General features: G+C 49.5%; 16 protein-coding genes. 13 read left to right on the top strand and 3 right to left on the bottom strand.

From position 1 onward, the window contains the following. The first annotated feature begins 98 nt into the window (after window positions 1-98). The 10 genes from NST99_RS09815 (at window position 99) to NST99_RS09860 (ending at window position 11,515) form a co-directional block, all read left to right on the top strand. Window positions 99-560, top strand: a complete 462-nt coding sequence (locus NST99_RS09815; RefSeq protein ID WP_341091354.1) for a Dps family protein — start codon at window positions 99-101, stop codon at window positions 558-560. A 181-nt stretch (window positions 561-741) separates the two neighbouring features. Next, entirely contained in the window at window positions 742-1,320 is a 579-nt protein-coding gene (locus tag NST99_RS09820) for a DUF1802 family protein (protein ID WP_341091355.1), read from the top strand. A gap of 229 nt (window positions 1,321-1,549) precedes the next feature. Continuing rightward, complete coding sequence (gene sufC / locus NST99_RS09825; RefSeq protein WP_341091356.1) at window positions 1,550-2,332, top strand: Fe-S cluster assembly ATPase SufC; 783 nt, start codon at window positions 1,550-1,552, stop codon at window positions 2,330-2,332. A 28-nt stretch (window positions 2,333-2,360) separates the two neighbouring features. Next, window positions 2,361-3,662, top strand: a complete 1,302-nt coding sequence (sufD, locus tag NST99_RS09830; RefSeq protein ID WP_341091357.1) for a Fe-S cluster assembly protein SufD — start codon at window positions 2,361-2,363, stop codon at window positions 3,660-3,662. Next, a complete protein-coding gene (locus NST99_RS09835; RefSeq protein ID WP_341091359.1) occupies window positions 3,659-4,885 on the top strand; it encodes a cysteine desulfurase in 1,227 nt (408 codons plus the stop codon). Before sufD ends, NST99_RS09835 begins: the two co-directional genes overlap by 4 nt. Further along, window positions 4,872-5,309 (top strand): Fe-S cluster assembly sulfur transfer protein SufU, encoded by a 438-nt coding sequence (gene sufU, locus NST99_RS09840; RefSeq protein ID WP_038588542.1) that lies wholly within the window; start codon window positions 4,872-4,874, stop codon window positions 5,307-5,309. Before NST99_RS09835 ends, sufU begins: the two co-directional genes overlap by 14 nt. A gap of 20 nt (window positions 5,310-5,329) precedes the next feature. After that, the gene (gene sufB, locus NST99_RS09845; RefSeq protein ID WP_341091360.1) at window positions 5,330-6,727 is read left to right on the top strand and encodes a Fe-S cluster assembly protein SufB; all 1,398 of its coding nucleotides are present in this window, start codon (window positions 5,330-5,332) and stop codon (window positions 6,725-6,727) included. Between the two features lie 155 nt (window positions 6,728-6,882). Then, the gene (locus NST99_RS09850; RefSeq protein WP_341091361.1) at window positions 6,883-7,431 is read left to right on the top strand and encodes a dihydrofolate reductase family protein; all 549 of its coding nucleotides are present in this window, start codon (window positions 6,883-6,885) and stop codon (window positions 7,429-7,431) included. A gap of 459 nt (window positions 7,432-7,890) precedes the next feature. Then, window positions 7,891-9,666: an ABC transporter ATP-binding protein gene (locus tag NST99_RS09855; RefSeq protein ID WP_341091362.1), complete on the top strand. Its 1,776-nt coding sequence runs from the start codon at window positions 7,891-7,893 to the stop codon at window positions 9,664-9,666. Then, window positions 9,656-11,515, top strand: a complete 1,860-nt coding sequence (locus NST99_RS09860; RefSeq protein ID WP_341091364.1) for an ABC transporter ATP-binding protein — start codon at window positions 9,656-9,658, stop codon at window positions 11,513-11,515. Before NST99_RS09855 ends, NST99_RS09860 begins: the two co-directional genes overlap by 11 nt. An 89-nt stretch (window positions 11,516-11,604) precedes the next feature. On the opposite strand, the gene NST99_RS09865 is transcribed toward NST99_RS09860, so the two are convergent. Continuing rightward, window positions 11,605-11,853 (bottom strand): DUF7667 family protein, encoded by a 249-nt coding sequence (locus NST99_RS09865; RefSeq protein WP_341091365.1) that lies wholly within the window; start codon window positions 11,851-11,853, stop codon window positions 11,605-11,607. Between the two features lie 301 nt (window positions 11,854-12,154). Between NST99_RS09865 and licT the strand changes: the two genes are divergently transcribed. From licT to NST99_RS09880, 3 genes are all read left to right on the top strand, one after another. Further along, window positions 12,155-13,000: a BglG family transcription antiterminator LicT gene (gene licT, locus NST99_RS09870; protein WP_341091366.1), complete on the top strand. Its 846-nt coding sequence runs from the start codon at window positions 12,155-12,157 to the stop codon at window positions 12,998-13,000. Window positions 13,001-13,221: 221 nt separating this feature from the next. Then, window positions 13,222-15,078, top strand: a complete 1,857-nt coding sequence (locus tag NST99_RS09875) for a beta-glucoside-specific PTS transporter subunit IIABC (RefSeq protein WP_341091367.1) — start codon at window positions 13,222-13,224, stop codon at window positions 15,076-15,078. A gap of 19 nt (window positions 15,079-15,097) precedes the next feature. Then, window positions 15,098-16,555 carry a glycoside hydrolase family 1 protein gene (locus NST99_RS09880; RefSeq protein ID WP_341091368.1) on the top strand — a complete coding sequence of 486 codons (1,458 nt, stop codon included), beginning with the start codon at window positions 15,098-15,100 and terminating at the stop codon, window positions 16,553-16,555. A 130-nt stretch (window positions 16,556-16,685) separates the two neighbouring features. Here the strand turns inward: NST99_RS09880 and NST99_RS09885 are convergent, their stop codons facing one another. Both NST99_RS09885 and NST99_RS09890 read right to left on the bottom strand, forming a co-directional pair. Continuing rightward, the gene (locus NST99_RS09885) at window positions 16,686-17,726 is read right to left on the bottom strand and encodes an HD-GYP domain-containing protein (RefSeq protein ID WP_341091369.1); all 1,041 of its coding nucleotides are present in this window, start codon (window positions 17,724-17,726) and stop codon (window positions 16,686-16,688) included. Between the two features lie 79 nt (window positions 17,727-17,805). Continuing rightward, complete coding sequence (locus NST99_RS09890) at window positions 17,806-18,519, bottom strand: molybdenum cofactor biosynthesis protein (protein ID WP_341091370.1); 714 nt, start codon at window positions 18,517-18,519, stop codon at window positions 17,806-17,808. Window positions 18,520-18,594 lie beyond the last annotated feature (75 nt).

Raw genomic sequence — 18,594 nt, forward strand, 5'->3', positions numbered from 1 at the left:
CGGCTAACCGCTGGAAGGGTAAAGTAAGTATAGACAATTGCAAGGCCGGACCTTGGACAAGCAGCCGGCTAAACTATGGATAAGGATGGGATCATATCATGGCTAAAGCATCTAATAAAGTAAACACTGCATCATTGGAACAAGTCCTCAACCGTCAAGTTGCGAACCTGAACGTATTGTATGTTAAAGTTCATAACTTTCACTGGTATGTCAAAGGCGAACAATTTTTCGCCCTGCATGTGAAATTTGAAGAGCTTTATAATGATATTACGCTGAAAATGGACGAAGTTGCTGAACGCCTGCTGAGTATCAAAGGCAGCCCTGCAGCTACAATGAAAGAATATCTGGAGATTGCCACCATTCAGGAAGCAACGGGCAAAGAAGATGCCCGGGGCATGGTCCAATCCCTCATTGAAGATTTTGCTACGGTATCCGAAGAACTTACGGAAGGCATTGAGCTTGCGGAGAACGCCAGCGATCAGCCGACAGCCGATTTGTTCATCAAGATCCGCTCCGACCTGGAGAAGCAGCAATGGATGCTGCGCTCGTTCCTGGGCTGATTTCAGCCTGACCCGAAATTACATTTGAAATTCTGCAAAGCCTCCTGTGCGGGGGCTTTGTTTTTGTGTTACTGCGGCATGAGCGTTGGCAGTCTGCGAAATTTGTAGACTCCTGCGGCAATGGATATAATTTATAGTGAAGATAATGATTTTGAACAGGATAACTGGAAGGAAGGAGTGAATGTCCTTGAACGCCAACCCCGTAGCTTTAAAAGAATGGGCCTCAGCCATACAAGCGCTGACAGAAGGACGGATGATTATGCTGATGCGTAAAGGGGGGATAGAGGAAGAAACACGGCGTTTTGAACTTAAAAGCCCTTCGTTCTATCTCTATCCCACTTATGAACACCAGCGAGCCGAACTGCTGAAGGAGTCATACCGCCCGCTCGTCGGCCAGACACTGGAAGCAGGCGGCGCTGACTCCGCTGTGATTTCATTGAATGCATACGCTGAAGTGGCTGCTGATCTGGAGGTTCGTGATTTGAATCAGCTGGAACGGCTGTACCCCTATCACATCTGGAGCGAAGGACTTGCGTCCGAAAGATTGCGCTGGAAAGCGAAGGAACCGCTTCATGTCCTGCTGCTACGTGTATACGTGCCAGAGGCTCCTGTCATTATTCAAGTGCGGCCGGAGTATTCAGGCTGCCGCTCCTGGATTGAACTGGAGTCCCCGCCTGAAGCCGGAAACATGCGCCCGGTTCTGGGCGACGAAGAGTTCCGGATCAGGAAAGAGGAAATCATCTCTGCCCTTGGACAGTAACAGGCTGAGAAAGCGCTAAACGTGGATGACGGGGATGAAAATTGAAAATAGATATTTGTAAAAAAACTTCCTTTGTAATAAAATTAGTGAGAATCATTGATAATCATTGTGATTCACTTTATAATAATTATAATGTGATATAAAATCTAATTATGCTGGTAAACAGGGACCCCCTGTTTTAATACAGCTTTCTGATTTTGCAAATTGATGAGTGGAGGGAATAATTATTATGGCAGCAGATTTTGTCATTGAAGGACTAAAAGCGACAATCGAAGGAAAAGAAATTCTGAAGGGCATCAATCTTCAGATGAAGGGCGGCGAAATTCACGCTATCATGGGTCCGAACGGTACAGGTAAAAGTACACTGGCTTCCGCGCTCATGGGTCATCCAAAGTATATAGTAACTGAAGGCACAGCTGTGCTGGAAGGTGAAGACCTGCTGGAGATGGCAGTAGATGAACGCGCGCGCGCCGGTTTGTTCCTGGCTATGCAATATCCAAGTGAGATCAGCGGAGTAACCAACTCCGACTTTCTGCGCAGCGCCATTAATTCGCGCCGTGAAGAAGGCAGTGAAATCTCCCTCATCCGTTTCATCCGTCAGATGGAAGCTAAGATGAAGGAACTGGATATGAATCCGGAATTCCTGCACCGTTATCTGAACGAAGGCTTCTCCGGCGGCGAGAAGAAACGCAACGAAATTCTCCAAATGATGATGCTGGATCCGAAGATCGTCATTCTTGACGAAATTGACTCCGGCCTTGATATTGATGCACTCAAAATTGTCGCTGAAGGTGTAAACTCGATGCGCAGCCCGGAACGCGGTTTCCTGGTTATTACCCACTATCAGCGTCTGCTGAACTACATCACGCCTGATTACGTGCATGTTATGATGCAGGGCCGCATTGTGAAATCCGGCGGACCTGAGCTCGCGCAGCGTCTGGAAGCAGAAGGTTATGAATGGGTTAAAGAAGAACTAGGCATTGAAGATGAAACTGTAGGACAGGAAGCTTAAAGAGACGCCAGGAAGGAGGAAACCACTTATGACGACGCAAACCATTCTTCCGGTGGATGCCGGACGTCTCAGCGAATTATCGCAGAGCAGCGGCGAGCCAAGCTGGCTGAAGGACAGCCGGCTAAAGGCGCTGGAACTGGCAGCAGGCTTGGAGCTGCCGAAACTGGAAAAGACACGGATTGAACGCTGGAACGTGAACAACTATGGAACCTACAAAGCCAGCCAGCCTTTTACAGCACTTAGTGAAGCCCCTGCTTCCATAACGGCCCTAATTCAGGGTCAGGAGGAAGGCAGTCTGATTATTCAACGCAATTCAGGCGCTGTTTATACACGGCTTGCTCCTGAGCTTGCTGCGCAAGGCGTGATTTTTACCGATTTGCAGACAGCAGTCAAAGAGCATGGAGATCTTGTGCAGCGTTATCTGCATAAGGCTGTGCTGCCAGACGAGCATTCCATTGCTGCACTTCATGCCGCCCTGTGGAACGGCGGAGTATTCCTCTATGTTCCCAAGAATGTGGTTATCGACACTCCGCTGCAAGCGGTGCTGCTGACGGACGACGCAGAAGCTGCTTTCGTTCCGCATATTCTGCTGGTTGCCGAATCGAACAGCTCAGTAACCTACGTAGATAACTATGTATCCGACAAAACGGAAGCCGGACTGCATAACGGTGCGGTTGAAGTATTTGTAGGTGCAGGCGCCAAAGTGCGCTTTGCCTCGGTACATCAGCTTGGCGTGGACACTACGGATGTGACCTACCGCCGTGCAGTGGTTGAGAACGATGGAACTATTGAGTGGATTGTCGGTGAAATGAATTACGGCGATACAGCGAGTGACACGAAGTCGGTGCTGAAGGGCAATGGCTCAAGCTCCGATGCCAAAGTGATCGCGGTAGGGTCGGGTTCACAGAAGCTGAACTATACGACTCAGGCGCAGCACTTCGGCAAGAATACGCCAAGTGACATGATTACCCGTGCTGTTATGCGGGATTCTGCGACTTCTATTATTAACGGAATTACGAAGATCGAAAAAGGCGCGACAAGAGCCGATGGACAGCAGACCGAGAAGGTTCTGATGCTGAGCCCGAAAGCACGCGGCGACGCCAACCCGATCCTTCTTATAGATGAAGATGATGTAACAGCCGGCCATGCCGCTTCCGTAGGACGGGTCAATTACGAGCAAGTGTATTACCTGATGTCCCGCGGAATTACACGGCACGATGCAGAAACACTGATCATATACGGCTTCCTGGCACCTGTAGTGTCGCAAATTCCACTGGAGGGACTGCGCAATCAGCTCCAATCTCTTGTGGAAAGGAAGTTAGGCCAATGATTAACAGTAACATCCGGGAGCAATTTCCCATCCTGAATCAAAAGATTAACGGCCATCCGCTGGTTTATCTGGACAGTGCGGCAACTTCACAGAAACCGCGCCAAGTCATCGAAGCGGTGAAATCCTATTATGAATGGGATAACGCCAATGTCCACCGCGGTGTGCATACCTTGGGCAGCCGGGCTACGGATGCTTATGAGGGAGCCCGCGAGAAGGTTGCAAAGTTCATTCATGCCCGCAGCACGAAGGAAATTATCTTTACCCGCGGCACAACGACAGCGTTAAATATAGTGGCTTCTTCTTACGGCCCTGCTGTTCTTAGTGAAGGCGACGAAATTGTTATCACCCAGATGGAGCATCACAGCAACTTTATTCCATGGCAGCAGTTGGCCAAAAAGACTGGGGCAACCCTGAAATTTCTACCGCTGCAGAAGGATGGAACGATCACACTGGAGGATGCCGAGAATACGATTACGGACAAGACCAAAATCGTAGCCATCGCGTATGTATCCAATGTTATGGGGGTTACCCATCCGGTGAAAGAGCTTGCAGCTATTGCTCACCGCAAGGGTGCAGTTATCGTGGTGGACGGAGCACAGAGCACTCCGCATATGAAGGTCGATGTCCAGGAGCTGGATTGCGATTTCTATGCGTTCTCCGGTCACAAGATGCTGGCCCCGACCGGCATCGGTGCTTTGTACGGCAAGAAGGCATTGCTGGAAGCTATGGAGCCGGTTGAGTTTGGCGGCGAGATGATTGATGACGTCGGTCTTTATGAATCTACTTGGAAAGAGCTGCCTTGGAAGTTCGAAGGCGGGACACCGATTATCGCCGGTGCCGTCGGATTGGGAGCAGCAATTGATTTCCTGCAGGAGATCGGACTGGATGAAGTTCACCGTCATGAAATCCAGCTTGCCGCTTACGCGGAGCAGCGTCTTGCAGCAGTTGACGGCTTGACGCTGTATGGCCCGCGTAATCGTCAGGTGGGTGTAGTCACATTCAATCTGGGTGATGTGCATCCGCATGATGTGGCGACGGTGCTGGATGCGGAAGGTATTGCCGTCCGCGCCGGCCATCATTGCTGCCAACCGCTGATGCGCTGGCTTGAGGTCAGCTCAACGGCACGGGCCAGCTTCTACCTCTACAATACGGAACAGGATGTAGATGCGCTGGTCCAAGCTTTAATCAAGGCAAAGGAGTATTTCGCCTATGAACTTGGATGACTTGTATAGACGCGTAATTATGGATCATTATAAAAATCCCCGGAACCGTGGTTCATTTGCAGACGACGCTGTGAAGATTGAGCTGAACAACCCGACCTGTGGCGACCGCATTACGCTGCAGCTTAAGGTAGAGGACGGCATCGTCAAAGATGCCCGGTATAGCGGCGAAGGCTGTTCGATCAGCATGTCGTCGGCTTCCATGATGACGGAAGCTGTCAAAGGACAGACTATAGAGCATGCGCTTGAGCTTGCTGACAAGTTCTCCTCCCTGATGAAGGGTGAGACAGTAGATTTCGGAGACTATGAAGATATAGAAGCCCTTTCCGGTGTTAATAAATTTCCGGCGCGGATCAAATGTGCCACACTGGCATGGAACGCGCTTCGCAAAGGAATAGACGTCGAAGAAGAACACCAACAACATTAGATAACAAGGAGGCTGACACCATGGCTAAGAAAGCGCCTGATATGGAGGAATACCAGTACGGGTTCCGTGATGAGCACAAGTCGATATTTCAGTCTGGTAAAGGACTTACGGCCGAAATTGTGAAGGAAATCTCCGCAATCAAAAACGAGCCGGAATGGATGCTGAACTTCCGCCTGAAGGCTCTGGAGCAATTCCGCAAGATGCCGATGCCTCAGTGGGGCGGCAACATGGATGATCTGGATTTCGAAGACATTCAGTACTATGTAAGACCTTCCGAGAAGCAAGGAAAAACTTGGGAGGAAGTTCCTTCCGAGATTAAAGAAACCTTCGATAAGCTGGGTATTCCGGAAGCGGAGCAGAAGTTCCTCGCCGGTGTATCGGCACAATATGAATCTGAGGTTGTTTATCACAGCATGCAGAAGAGCCTTGAAGACCAAGGGGTAATCTTCACCGATACCGATACTGCGCTGCGTGAGCATCCTGAGCTGTTAAAGAAATTCTTCGGAACGATCATTCCGCCGACAGACAATAAGTTTGCTGCATTGAACAGTGCCGTGTGGTCGGGCGGCAGCTTTATCTACGTACCTAAGGGTGTGAAATGCGAAGTGCCTCTGCAGGCTTACTTCCGTATTAACTCCGAGAACATGGGTCAGTTCGAGCGTACGCTGATCCTCGCGGATGAAGACAGCTTCGTGCATTACGTAGAAGGCTGTACCGCACCAATCTACAGCACCAATTCCCTGCATAGTGCCGTTGTTGAAATTCTGTGTATGAAGAACTCCCGTGTTCGGTATACTACTATTCAGAACTGGGCACCAAATATCTACAATCTCGTAACCAAACGTGCGGTTGCCGAAGAGAATGCCACCATGGAATGGGTGGACGGTAACATTGGTTCCAAGCTGACGATGAAATATCCTGCAGTTGTGTTGAAAGGCCGCGGAGCCAAAGGTTCCGTATTGTCGATTGCCGTGGCAGGCAAAGGCCAGCACCAGGATGCAGGCGCCAAGATGATCCACTTGGCACCGGACACGACTTCGACGATCGTATCCAAATCAATCAGCAAGCACGGCGGCAAGGTAACTTACCGCGGACTCGCTTCCTTCGGCCGTCAGGCGGATGGTGCGAAATCGAATATCAAATGTGATACGCTCATTCTGGATAACCAGTCTACTTCGGACACGATTCCATACAATGAGATCATGAACGATAATATCGTGCTGGAGCATGAAGCCACGGTATCCAAAGTTTCCGAAGAGCAGCTGTTCTATCTGATGAGCCGCGGTCTCACGGAAGCCGAAGCCACACAGATGATCGTCATGGGCTTCATCGAGCCGTTCACCAAAGAACTGCCGATGGAATATGCAGTCGAAATGAACCGTCTCATCAAATTCGAGATGGAAGGAAGTATCGGATAACCTTGTTGTACTAAGGTTTCCGACCTTCCCACAATTTAAATTAGTATTTATAGTTATCACCATAATGTGTGTCCGCAGCAGCCCTGATGTTCTCATTATTCAGGGCTGCCGGGCACATGTTTTGCTTTTGCCCACTACGTATCCAGGAGGCCCACATGAGAAACTTGATTGTGTCTGAATTTTTAACTGTTGACGGTGTAATGGAGGACCCGCAGTGGACCTTTCAATACAGCTCGGATGAGCAGGATCAGTTTAAATTCGCGGAGTTAAAAGCTGCCGACGCGCTGCTGCTGGGGCGCGTAACCTATGAAGGCTTTGCGGCTGCCTGGCCTAATATGCTGGAGCAGACCGGGGAATACGGCGAGATGATGAATGGTTATGCCAAACATGTAATCTCCACAACCCTGACAGAAGCCGGGTGGAACAATTCATCTCTGATTAAGAACAATCTGGTGGAAGAAATCACGAAGCTGAAAGAGCAGCCCGGCAAAGACATTCTCGTGTTTGGCAGCTGCACGCTTGTGCAGTCCCTGATCTCGCTGGGTCTCGTGGATGAGTACCGGTTGATGGTGTTTCCGGTGGTGCTGGGCAAGGGCAAACGTCTCTTTGGAGAAGGGCTGGAGAAGCAGGGTTTTGAGTTGGTGCAGACTAAGCGTTTCTCTTCCGGTGTGGCAGTAGTCTGCTACCGGCCTGCAAAGAACTAAGAGCTGTACAGCTGAGGAAACAGCAAAATGCAATGCAAAAACGCTACCGCTGGAACATGAACCCCATGTTTTGGCTGTTGCGTTTTTTTTGTTGTAACAAGCTTCACGGAAATGGATGAAATATGCATAAAAATACACCCCGAATCTTGTGTTTGCTTAATTGAACAGTATTTGCGAGGAAATGGAAGCAATTAAAGCTATAGGTGTCCTTTTATCATCATATAAGCCACCTTTATTCGGGAAAAACGTGGAAAACGGCGTATTCTACCCTTTGCCGCATTAAAATATGGGTGATAAACTGCTTAAAGTCCCTAAAATGGAAGCGCTAAAAAAGCTGGCTTGCGATGTGAGATTTGCATCGCAAGCCAAATGTATCTTACGGGGCAGGCGCCGCCCAGTAGGAACAAGTTCATGCTTACGAAGTAAGCTTTACTTCGTAAAGCTTTAAGGAGGAGAGATATGGATGTTCTCAGGCAACTGCGGGGCTTTTATCGGGAGAAGCTGCACTATCTGATTCTGTCGATTTTATGCTTGGCTGCCGCAACTGCAGTGGGGCTTATTACCCCGAATTTGCTACGAAGGTTAATTGATGATGTGATTGTTCCCCTGAAGTTTACTGAGGTGCCCGTACTCGCTCTATCTGTACTGGCCGTGGTAATCGTCAAAGCTTGCCTGCAGTTTGCGCATGGTTTTTTTGGAGGACGGCTGGGTAATTTTCTGGCCTACCGGCTGCGCAATGCCTGCTATGAGAAGCTGCAATTTCTGTCTTTCCGCTACTATGATACGGCAAAGACTGGCGACTTGATGTCCCGGCTGACCGGGGACCTTGAAGCGATCCGGAATTTCATCGGCTTCGGCTTCGCCCAATTGCTGAATGTATTTTTTATGGTGCTGTTTGGGTCTATTATGATGTTCACGATCAACTGGCAGCTTACGCTCGTCACACTGATCACTATGCCTTTTCTGGCTGCAGTAGCACTCAGATTCGAATCGAAAATTCATCCAGCCTTTCAGGAGATGCGGCTTGCCCTCAGCTCTCTGACCACGGCTGTTCAAGAGAATATTACAGGGGTACGGACGGTCAAATCGTTTGCCAGAGAGGCTTATGAAGTTGAGAAATTTTCGCACCGTAATGAACGTTATAAGGATAACCAGATTTTTGCCGCCGAGCTGTGGAGCAAATTTTTCCCGGTCATGGAGCTTCTGGCCTCCGTCAGTATAGCCATTCTGCTCGGTGTCGGCGGAACGCTGGTCATCAAGGGCCACATGTCACTGGGTGAACTGGTCGCCTTCTTCAGTCTGATCTGGTATATTATCGGTCCGGTCTGGGGTCTTGGCTTCCATATCAACAACTATACGCAATCCAAAGCTTCGGGAGAACGTGTACTTGAAGTGCTTAACCAGCAGATTGATGTAAAGGATAAGGAGAATGCCCGCGAGCTAGTATCCTCCGAGGTACGGGGCGAGGTCATTTTCGACCATGTTACATTTGCGTACGGGAATAAAATGCCGGCTGTAAAGGACATTGATTTCGAAGCGAAGCCGGGTGCGGTTATCGGGTTCCTTGGCGGTACCGGCTCAGGCAAATCGACGATTACCCAGTTGATGATGCGCGCCTATGACGTAAATAAAGGAAGCATTACACTGGATGGCGTGGATATCCGGGAATACAATATTCGCAGCCTGCGTTCGCAGATTTCGACAGTGTTTCAGGAGACGTTCCTGTTCTCCTCTTCTATCCGTAATAATATCTCTTACGGCCTCAAGAATGTGAGCATGGAGGAAATCATCCGGGCGGCACAGCTTGCCAAAGCGCATGATTTTATCATGGAGATGCCTGATGGATATGACACGGTTGTCGGCGAGCGGGGGATGGGACTTTCGGGCGGACAGAAGCAGCGGATTGCTATCGCCCGTGCTTTGCTCAAGAATCCCCGTATCCTCATTCTGGATGATGCCACGAGTGCCGTGGATATGGAGACAGAACATGAGATCCAGACTGGCTTCCAAGAGGTTATGCGCGGACGGACCACGCTGATTATTGCCCACCGGATTTCCTCGCTGCGTCATGCCGACCAGATCATCGTGATGGATGAAGGACGGATGGTTCAAAAGGGAACGCATGCGGAGCTGATTGAAGTTCCCGGCCCGTATCAGGATGTATACCGGATTCAATACGCCGATTATCTGTCCCGGAATACGGTGAGAGGGGAGGGGATTCAGCATGAAGCTTGAAGCCAAACAAGCCACAACGGCTAGTGCAAAGCACAATAAAACCGAGGAACAGACGCTTGAGGAACGCTTTGTATACAAGGATGACGACCAGATCGACAAATCCTTTGACTGGAAGCAGTTCACGAGATTGTTCGGATATATGAAGCCTTACGCGAAGCAGATGCTTCCGCTCGTCTCCGCGCTGATGGTTCTGGGCACAGTCACGAAGCTCACGGTCCCTTTTCTGACCAGTATGGCTATTGACAAGGCAATTGCTCCGAAAGAGGGGAACCCCAGCTTAACGTTACTGTACACACTTACGGTAAGTGTAATTGTACTGTACCTGATCCAGTGGATCGCAGGGGTATACCGGATCAAATATACTAATGTTATAGGCCAACGGGTTATTTATGATTTGCGCTCGGATCTGTTCCGGCATATCCAGAAGTTATCTTTTAACTTTTTCGATAAACGTCCGGCCGGCTCGGTACTGGTACGGGTAACGAATGATATTAACTCTTTGCAGGATCTGTTCACCAACGGAGTCGTCAATTTAATGATCGACTGTGTACAGCTGGTCGGCATTACCGTGATTCTGCTGCTGATTAACTGGAAACTTGGGCTTGCCGTGATGGTTACGGTGCCGGTTATGTTCCTGGTTTCAACCAAGCTGCGGCAGAAGATCCGGATTGCCTGGCAGGATGTGCGGATGAAGAACTCGCGGATCAATTCACATTTAAATGAGTCGATCCAAGGTATCCGGGTCACTCAGGCCTACACACAGGAACAGGAAAATATGCATTACTTTGATGCCATGAATATGGACAGCCGGAAATCGTGGAACAAGGCTTCAGCGATGAACCAGGCTTTTGGCCCGATTATTGAAATAACAGGCGGGTTCGGCACCATGATCCTGTTCTGGTTGGGGGCATACTTAATCCAATCCGGAGAGCTGACCGTCGGTTACCTGGTGGCATTCAGTACGTATGTGAGCAACTTCTGGGACCCGATCAACCGCTTGGGCCAGATGTACAATCAGCTGCTGGTGGCTATGGCGTCTTCAGAACGGATCTTTGAGTATCTGGATGAGCAGCCTTCGGTTCAGGATAAACCGGGGGCAACACCGCTGCCGAAGATTCAAGGGGATATCCGCTTTAACAAGGTCATCTTCGAATATGAAAAGGGCCGTGCGGCGCTGAAAGGGATTGATCTGAACGTCAAGGCCGGCCAGTCGATCGCGCTTGTGGGCCACACGGGTTCCGGCAAAAGTACGATCATTAACCTGATCGGCCGGTTCTATGACATTAAGAGCGGCGATATTACTATCGACGGCAAGGATGTCCGTGAGGTTACCCTGCAGAGTCTCCGGGAGCAGATCGGTATCGTGCTGCAGGATACGTTTATCTTCTCAGGAACGATCCGCGACAACATCCGTTTCGGGCGGCTGGATGCCACCGACAAGGAGGTTGAGGAGGTCGCCAAGGCAGTGGATGCCCATGACTTCATCATGAAACTGCCCGGCGGTTACGAAACTGAGGTGGAGGAGCGGGGGAGTGCGCTGTCCATGGGTCAGCGTCAGCTGCTTTCCTTTGCCCGGGCACTCCTGGCCGATCCGCGTATTCTGATCCTGGATGAAGCTACGGCGAGTATTGATACCGAGACGGAGATCAAAATTCAGGAAGCGCTGAAGATTCTGCTGCAGGGCCGCACCTCCTTTATCGTGGCCCACCGTCTGTCAACGATCCGCCACGCCGATAAAATTATCGTGCTGGATCACGGGGAGATCAAGGAAGAAGGCAATCATGCCGAGCTTACCGCGAGAGATGGCATTTATAACGGTTTAATCGAAGCGCAGTTCCGCTTCTTATAGAAGTAAGAGCAGCCCATCCATGAGAATTGCTGGAGGGGCTGCTCTTTTTTTGGATTATCCTATATACAATAGCGGATAAGAAGGGATGCCTAATTGCGACGTTTCCCAACTTTACCGGAAATACGCACTTCAAACATCTGTGCGCTGATCTCCTGCTGCCATACGGTGTCCTCCGTATGCGCAGCAAGAACAGCTTCATGGGTCAGCCTTGCCATCTCCCAGCAATACATGGTGTTCACCTGCAGGCAATGGCGCTGCTCGGCTTCTTCGGCCGCCGTTAGCGGGCGCCTGCAGCTTGCAGTATAAAGCTCTGCTAGACGCTGATGAACCGGTAGCATAGGTATTCCTCCTCAAAGGTAGTTAGCAGCTCGCAAACAACTCAATTACTGCCTCTTTTTAAGCCTCGCCATGCGGCGGTTAATCCAAACCATGCAGAATCACCGGGAATAATAAAATTTTGACTAAAACTACACAAAAATCTTGAAATCGCTTTTTTTTGTGCTACAATAACAGTAATACAGGATTGTGACCGGTAAGGCGGGCAATGCCTAAGTTGATGCGAGTATCATTTTTTTAATGATATTGGGATCAGCTTAGGCTTTTTTTGTACAAACTAAATGTCGGGGGGGTGATCAACAGATGATTATAGAGAAGATACTTAACAACAATGTGCTCTTAACCAAGAACCAGAAAGGCAAGGAAGTCATTGTGATGGGCAGGGGAATTTCCTTCAATAAAGTAGCCGGAGACTATGTAGATCCGGAAAAGGTCGATAAAATCTTTTTGCTGAACGAAAATCAATTCACGGCCAGACTGACTGAACTTCTGAATGACATTCCGGTGGCTCATCTGGAATTAGCCAATGAAATTGTCACCTATGCAAATGGAGTTCTCGGTACAGAGCTTAGCGACAATCTCTATCTGACCCTGACAGATCATATCCATTTTGCTGTCCAACGTTTTGAAAAGGGGATTGCACTGAAAAATGCGATGCTGTTTGAAATTAAACGTTTCTATAAGAAGGAATTCTCCATTGGGATGGATGCGCTGAAGATCATTGAAAGGGCTACCGGACTTTCGCTGGGCGAGGATGAAGCCGGGTTTATCGCGCTGCATCTGGTAAATGCCAGAATGGACGGCAGTGAAATGAAGGCCACGATCAAGATGACGGAAATTGTTCAGAATATTCTGAATATCGTCACTTACCACTACAAGGTCGTTCTGGACGAGAGCTCACTGAATTATTCGCGGTTCCTTACCCATTTGCAATATTTCTCCATGCGCGTACTGAAGAAGGAGAGCAGCAGCAGCGGGGAGGATTTTTTGTACAATCAGCTTAAGCAGACTTATGTGAAGGCGTTTGAATGCGCCAACAAAATCAATGATTATCTGGAAAAGGCCTATAGCCAAAGCTTAAGCAAGGATGAATACGTATATCTGACCATCCATATCCAGCGGGTAACGGAACGCAACAATCTGGAGTAAAGCTTGGGTTGAAAGTGAAAACAAAATAGTGTTCATCTGACAGGGTGTTACTGGTAAGGCAGGCAAAACCTGAACTGATGGCAAAATGGGCGTGTGATGACGTTTCCTTTTTGCCGTGAGTTCAGGTTTTTCTTGTTTGCAGGAGTATAAGGTCAACAGCTGGCACAACCTATACTTGCTGCAACGATCTACATTCTAAAGCTGTAAAGGAGCAAACTAATATGAGCAGCAAAGACTTGTCCAAACAGATTATTACGCTTGTAGGCGGCGAAGACAATGTGAATTCCGTGTTCCACTGCGCCACAAGATTAAGATTTAAGCTGAAGGATTCGAGGAAGGCAGATAAAGCCGCATTGGAGAAAACTCCAGGTGTTATCACTGTAGTGGAGAACAGCGGCCAGTTTCAGGTAGTCATAGGCAACAATGTAAGCCAGGTGTTCGAGCAGATTATGAAGGAAACCTCACTCCAGGATGCCGAAAAATCCGGCAAAGCCGACGAGTCTTCAGAGAGTACCAGTATTCTGGGCAAAGCCGTCGATATCATTTCCAGTATCTTTTCCCCGATTCTCGGGGCACTGGCAGGGGCAGGGATCCTCAAAGGGCTGCTCGCCTTAATTTTATCTCTGGAGTGGATTAATGCAGCCAGCGGAACATATTTGGTTCTGAATGCGGCTTCGGACAGCGTATTCTACTTCCTGCCGGTATTTCTGGCAGTGACGGCTGCACGCAAGTTCAAGGCTAATCAATTTGTCTCCATTGCTGTAGCAGGCGCTTTAGTCTATCCGGCAGTGATAACCGCAGTCAGCGCACCGGACCCGCTCAGCTTCTTGGGCATACCGGTTGTACTGATCAACTATTCATCCAGTGTCATTCCGATCATTCTGGCGGTCTGGGTACAGTCCTATATAGAGAAGTGGTTCCGCTCGTTCATTCATGAATCGGTTAGAAATATTCTGGTTCCGATGTTCGCACTGCTTATCGTTATTCCGCTGACCTTCCTGGCCTTCGGTCCTGTAGGCTCATTGATCAGTGATGGGCTGGCTTCGGGCTACACCTGGCTCTACAATTTAAGTCCATTGGTTGCCGGTGCCATTGCCGGAGCGTTCTGGCAGGTGTTCGTAATCTTCGGTGTACACTGGGGTTTCGTGCCGGTTATGCTCAGCAATATTGCCACACTGGGCTATGACACTATGCTGCCTATCCTTACTGCTGCAGTCTTGTCACAAGCGGGTGCGGTATTCGGCGTGTTCCTGAGATCAAAGAATCCGCAGCTAAAAGCATTGTCCGGCTCCTCAACACTGGCTGCAGTGTTCGGGATCACCGAGCCGACGATCTACGGCGTCACCTTGAAGCTGAAGAAACCGTTCATCTATGCCTGCATCTCCGGAGCCATCGGTGGTGCGATCATCGCTATCGGCGGGGCCAAAGCCATAAGCTTCTCCTTACCGGGCCTATTGGCTCTGCCGACCTATTTTGGCGACGGATTCTCCTGGGTTATCATCGGTATCGTTGTTGCTTTTGTATTAGCGATTATTCTGGTGTATGTGTTCGGATTCGATGATCCTGCAGTACCAGCTGAGGAGGCTCCCGGGCCTGTTGCCGCATCGTCACCCTCGCGGATTGACAAGGAGATGGTGGTCAGCCCGCTGACAGGAACACTTATGCCGCTGGAAGCTTTGCCGGACGAAGCTTTTGCCTCCGGAGCCATGGGCCAGGGGATCGTCATTGAACCGGATTCAGGCCGGCTGACCTCTCCGGTGAAGGGGACTGTAACAACTGTATTCCCGACAGGGCATGCGATTGGCATTACCTCCGAGAGCGGCGCCGAGCTGCTGATTCATGTGGGGGTCAATACCGTGAAGCTCAAAGGAAAACATTTTGACAAACAGGTACAAGAGGGAGATAAGGTCGAGCAGGGCCAACTGCTGCTGGAATTCGATGTAGCAGCGATTCGAGAAGCCGGCTTTGTGACTGCAACACCAGTGATCGTGACCAACTCTGCAAATTATCTGGATGTGCTCAAGACTACTGCAGCCAAAGTACAAAATGGCGACCTGCTGTTGACCATTATCAATTAATAAAGAGGGAGATTAAATCATGACAGTGATCAAAAAAGGATTTCCGCAGAACTTCTTATGGGGTGGCGCTACAGCCGCGAATCAGCTGGAGGGGGCCTACGATGCCGACGGCAAGGGATTGTCCAGTGCGGATATGGTTGCCTACGTGCCTAAGCCCGAGCGTACAAATGACCATGCTATAGAAATCACCTCCGAGCGGATTGAACAGATTTTGTCCGGGGAATTCAGCGCACGTTTCCCGAAACGTGAAGGGGTGGACTTCTATCACCGTTATAAAGAGGACATTGCCTTGTTCGCCGAAATGGGCTTCAATGTGTTCCGTCTGTCGATCAACTGGGCGCGCATCTTCCCGAACGGCGATGATGCCGAGCCGAATGAAGCGGGACTGCAATTCTATGACAATGTCTTTGACGAGCTGCATAAATATGGCATCGAGCCGCTTGTGACACTGGCCCATTACGAAACACCACTGGGCTTGACACAGAAATATAACGGCTGGGCAGGCCGCGAGGTTATCGCTTGCTTCACCCGTTATGCGGAGACCGTATTCCGGCGCTACAAGGACAAAGTGAAATATTGGATCACATTCAACGAGATCAATATGATGACGCTAAGTCCATTCACGGGCGGCGGCGTTGTAATCGACCGGGCAGAGAACAAGCTGCAGACGATCTACCAGGCGCTGCATCACCAGTTTGTCGCCAGCTCTCTCGCCACGAAGCTGGTACATGAGATCATCCCGGGTTCGCAGATGGGCTGTATGCTGGCCCGGATGGAAAGCTATGCGAATACCTGCAATCCTGAGGATGTCTTGAAGAATCAGCAGGAGAACCAGATGAATCTCTACTTTACGGATGTGCATGCCCGCGGGGAATATCCGAAGTATATGGAGCGCTTTTTCGAGGAAAACAATGTGGTTATTCATAAAGAGCCGGGAGACGATGAAATTCTGAAACTTCACACCGTTGATTATGTGGCTTTCAGTTATTACATGACGCTGACCGTATCTGTAAGTCCGGAAGGAGAACGCGCACAGGGCAATCTGTTCGGCGGTGTGAAGAACCCTTACCTGAAGGCTTCGGAATGGGGCTGGCAGATTGATCCCATCGGCCTGCGGATTATGCTGAATACGATGTATGACCGCTATCAGAAACCTTTGTTCATCGTGGAAAATGGTCTTGGCGCGTATGATAAGGTTGAGGAAGACGGCTCAGTCCATGACAGCTACCGTATTGATTACTTAAGACAGCATATTGCTCAAATGAAGGAAGCCGTGCTGGACGGCGTTGAGCTGATCGGCTATACCAGCTGGGGGCCGATTGACCTGGTGAGCATGTCCACTTCTGAAATGTCCAAGCGTTACGGATTTATCTACGTTGATCTGGATGACGACGGCAACGGTACCTTGAATCGTTCCAGAAAGGATTCCTTCCACTGGTACAAAAAAGTCATCGCCACCAATGGTGAGGAATTGTAGGACTCAGGAGTAAAAGTGTGAGCTGCTCACAAGCACTAAACTATGGATGATAAAGAAGAGGTTCCCTCAGCCGTCTTGGTCTTGGCGAAAGGGAACCTCTTCTTGGTGGGGATATTTAAACCAAAGTTAACTATTCCATATAGATTTCAACCACCGCGATTTTGCGCTCGCGGGACAAATCAAGGAATATGCCTTCGCTTTGCACAAGCGGGCGGAAAACATCCAGCGGATTGTTCATGACAATGACACCCATGTCTCCCGTGCTCAGCAGCACACGTTTACCGATGAAATTAGGCATTAAATGCTGGATAAAGGCTTGTACAGGTCTGCCGTTAAGCTTGCCGAAGCTGAGATTGTTGATTTCTCGCAGTACGGAGATCAGTTCTTGCTTAGATTGATAAACACGGTGAGTGGTCATTGCGCTGTAGATATCAGCTACGGCAGCAATCTGGGCATAAGGGTGGATGTCTGATTTCGTAAGGCTGTTGGGGTACCCGGAGCCGTCTTCACGCTCATGGTGCTGCAGGGCAACCAATGCGGTATGAGGATCGTTCATGGAGCTGCGGATAATTTCGTGACCGTAAATCGTATGTAATTTGACTTGATCATACTCCTCCGGGGACAGCTTGCCCGGCTTATTCAGAATGGAGGGGGAGATCCGGCATTTTCCGATATCGATCAAGTATCCGGCCCGGCCGATTTCGTAGCACTCTTTCTTGGAATACCCCAGCCATGAGGAGATATAATAAGAAAGCATGCCCACCTGAAGTGAATGGTTATAAGTGTAATTATCATCCCGGTCCAGCAGAAGCAGCAGAGAGACTACATCCTTGTGTTTATCTAAGGAGTTCAGTGACGGCTGGAGAATATCGTCCACTACGGTTTGATTAAAGCTCCCTTTGGTTAACGCTTCGGTATATACCGATTCGAAGCCTTCAATACTTGTATCAAAGTTGGCGGCTACGGCCTGAATGATGGAAGACCTGCTGATTGGGACCGGTTCTACATGCGCCTCCTCGATATCAACATAATCAACGCCATGCTGTATCAGCTTGGCTATCTCCTCGATCTGGAGAGATGATCCTTTAGGTAATACATGCAGCCCTCTTGAATTAAAGGTGTCCATCCGCAGGCAATCACCCGGTTTAAGATCCATGACGTGTACTCTCAATGAATATGCCACCTTACATTAGCTATTTTTCCCAGCATAGCAACAAAGTCGGCAATATTCAATGGTTTTGAATTACTGGTTAATCTATCTGGTATTTCTGTGCATTTAGGTCAGAACCGAGCCACTGTTCTCCAGATTCATTGATGTCCTTTTTCCACACGGGAACGGAGGCTTTCAGTTTCTCGATAGCATAGCGGCTCGCTTCGTAACAGACATCCCTATGCGCCGCTGACACCGCAATAATAACGCTGGCTTCCTTAAGCCCTACGAGTCCTATCCGGTGCGCAATGGCGCAACGGGCGTTCCAGTGTTCCTGAACCCCCCTGCCGATTTCCTGCAGCTTGCTAAGCGCCATCGGGATGTAAGCCTCATAATGGAGCGCTGTTGTCCGCTGGTCTCCGGTCATCTCACGCGTAGTTCCGACGAAGACCAAGGAAGCTCCGTGATCGCTGTCAAGCACTTTATCCAGAAGAGCTTCTGCATTCAGCGGCAGGCTGGTAATACTGAACAGACCATCTTCAGTCTCGCTCCTTGAGGGTTCGGCTTCTCCTCCGGAAACGGGAGGTATCAGGGCGACTTCGGAGGCTTCGGAGATCTCAGTATCATCAGGAGCGTATTCATGGTCAACAGCTACCAAAGAAACGCTGATCTGTGCCGCCGCATCAGGGTAGGAGGCAGAGAGAAGCTCCTTTAAACGGCCCGCAGTTACGGAGTTATCGTGAATGTGAAAGGACAGGGTGGAAGAGCCGATTACCTCGGCCAGCCCGGCAAAAAGACGTATAGTTAGATGCATGGTTTATTCACCTCGTAGGTTCTGATAATGATTCAAATATACCATATTAGCCCTGAAAATGTTATGCTAGGTCTT

The organism is Paenibacillus sp. FSL L8-0470 (assembly GCF_038008625.1).
GTDB lineage: Bacteria > Bacillota > Bacilli > Paenibacillales > Paenibacillaceae > Paenibacillus_AQ.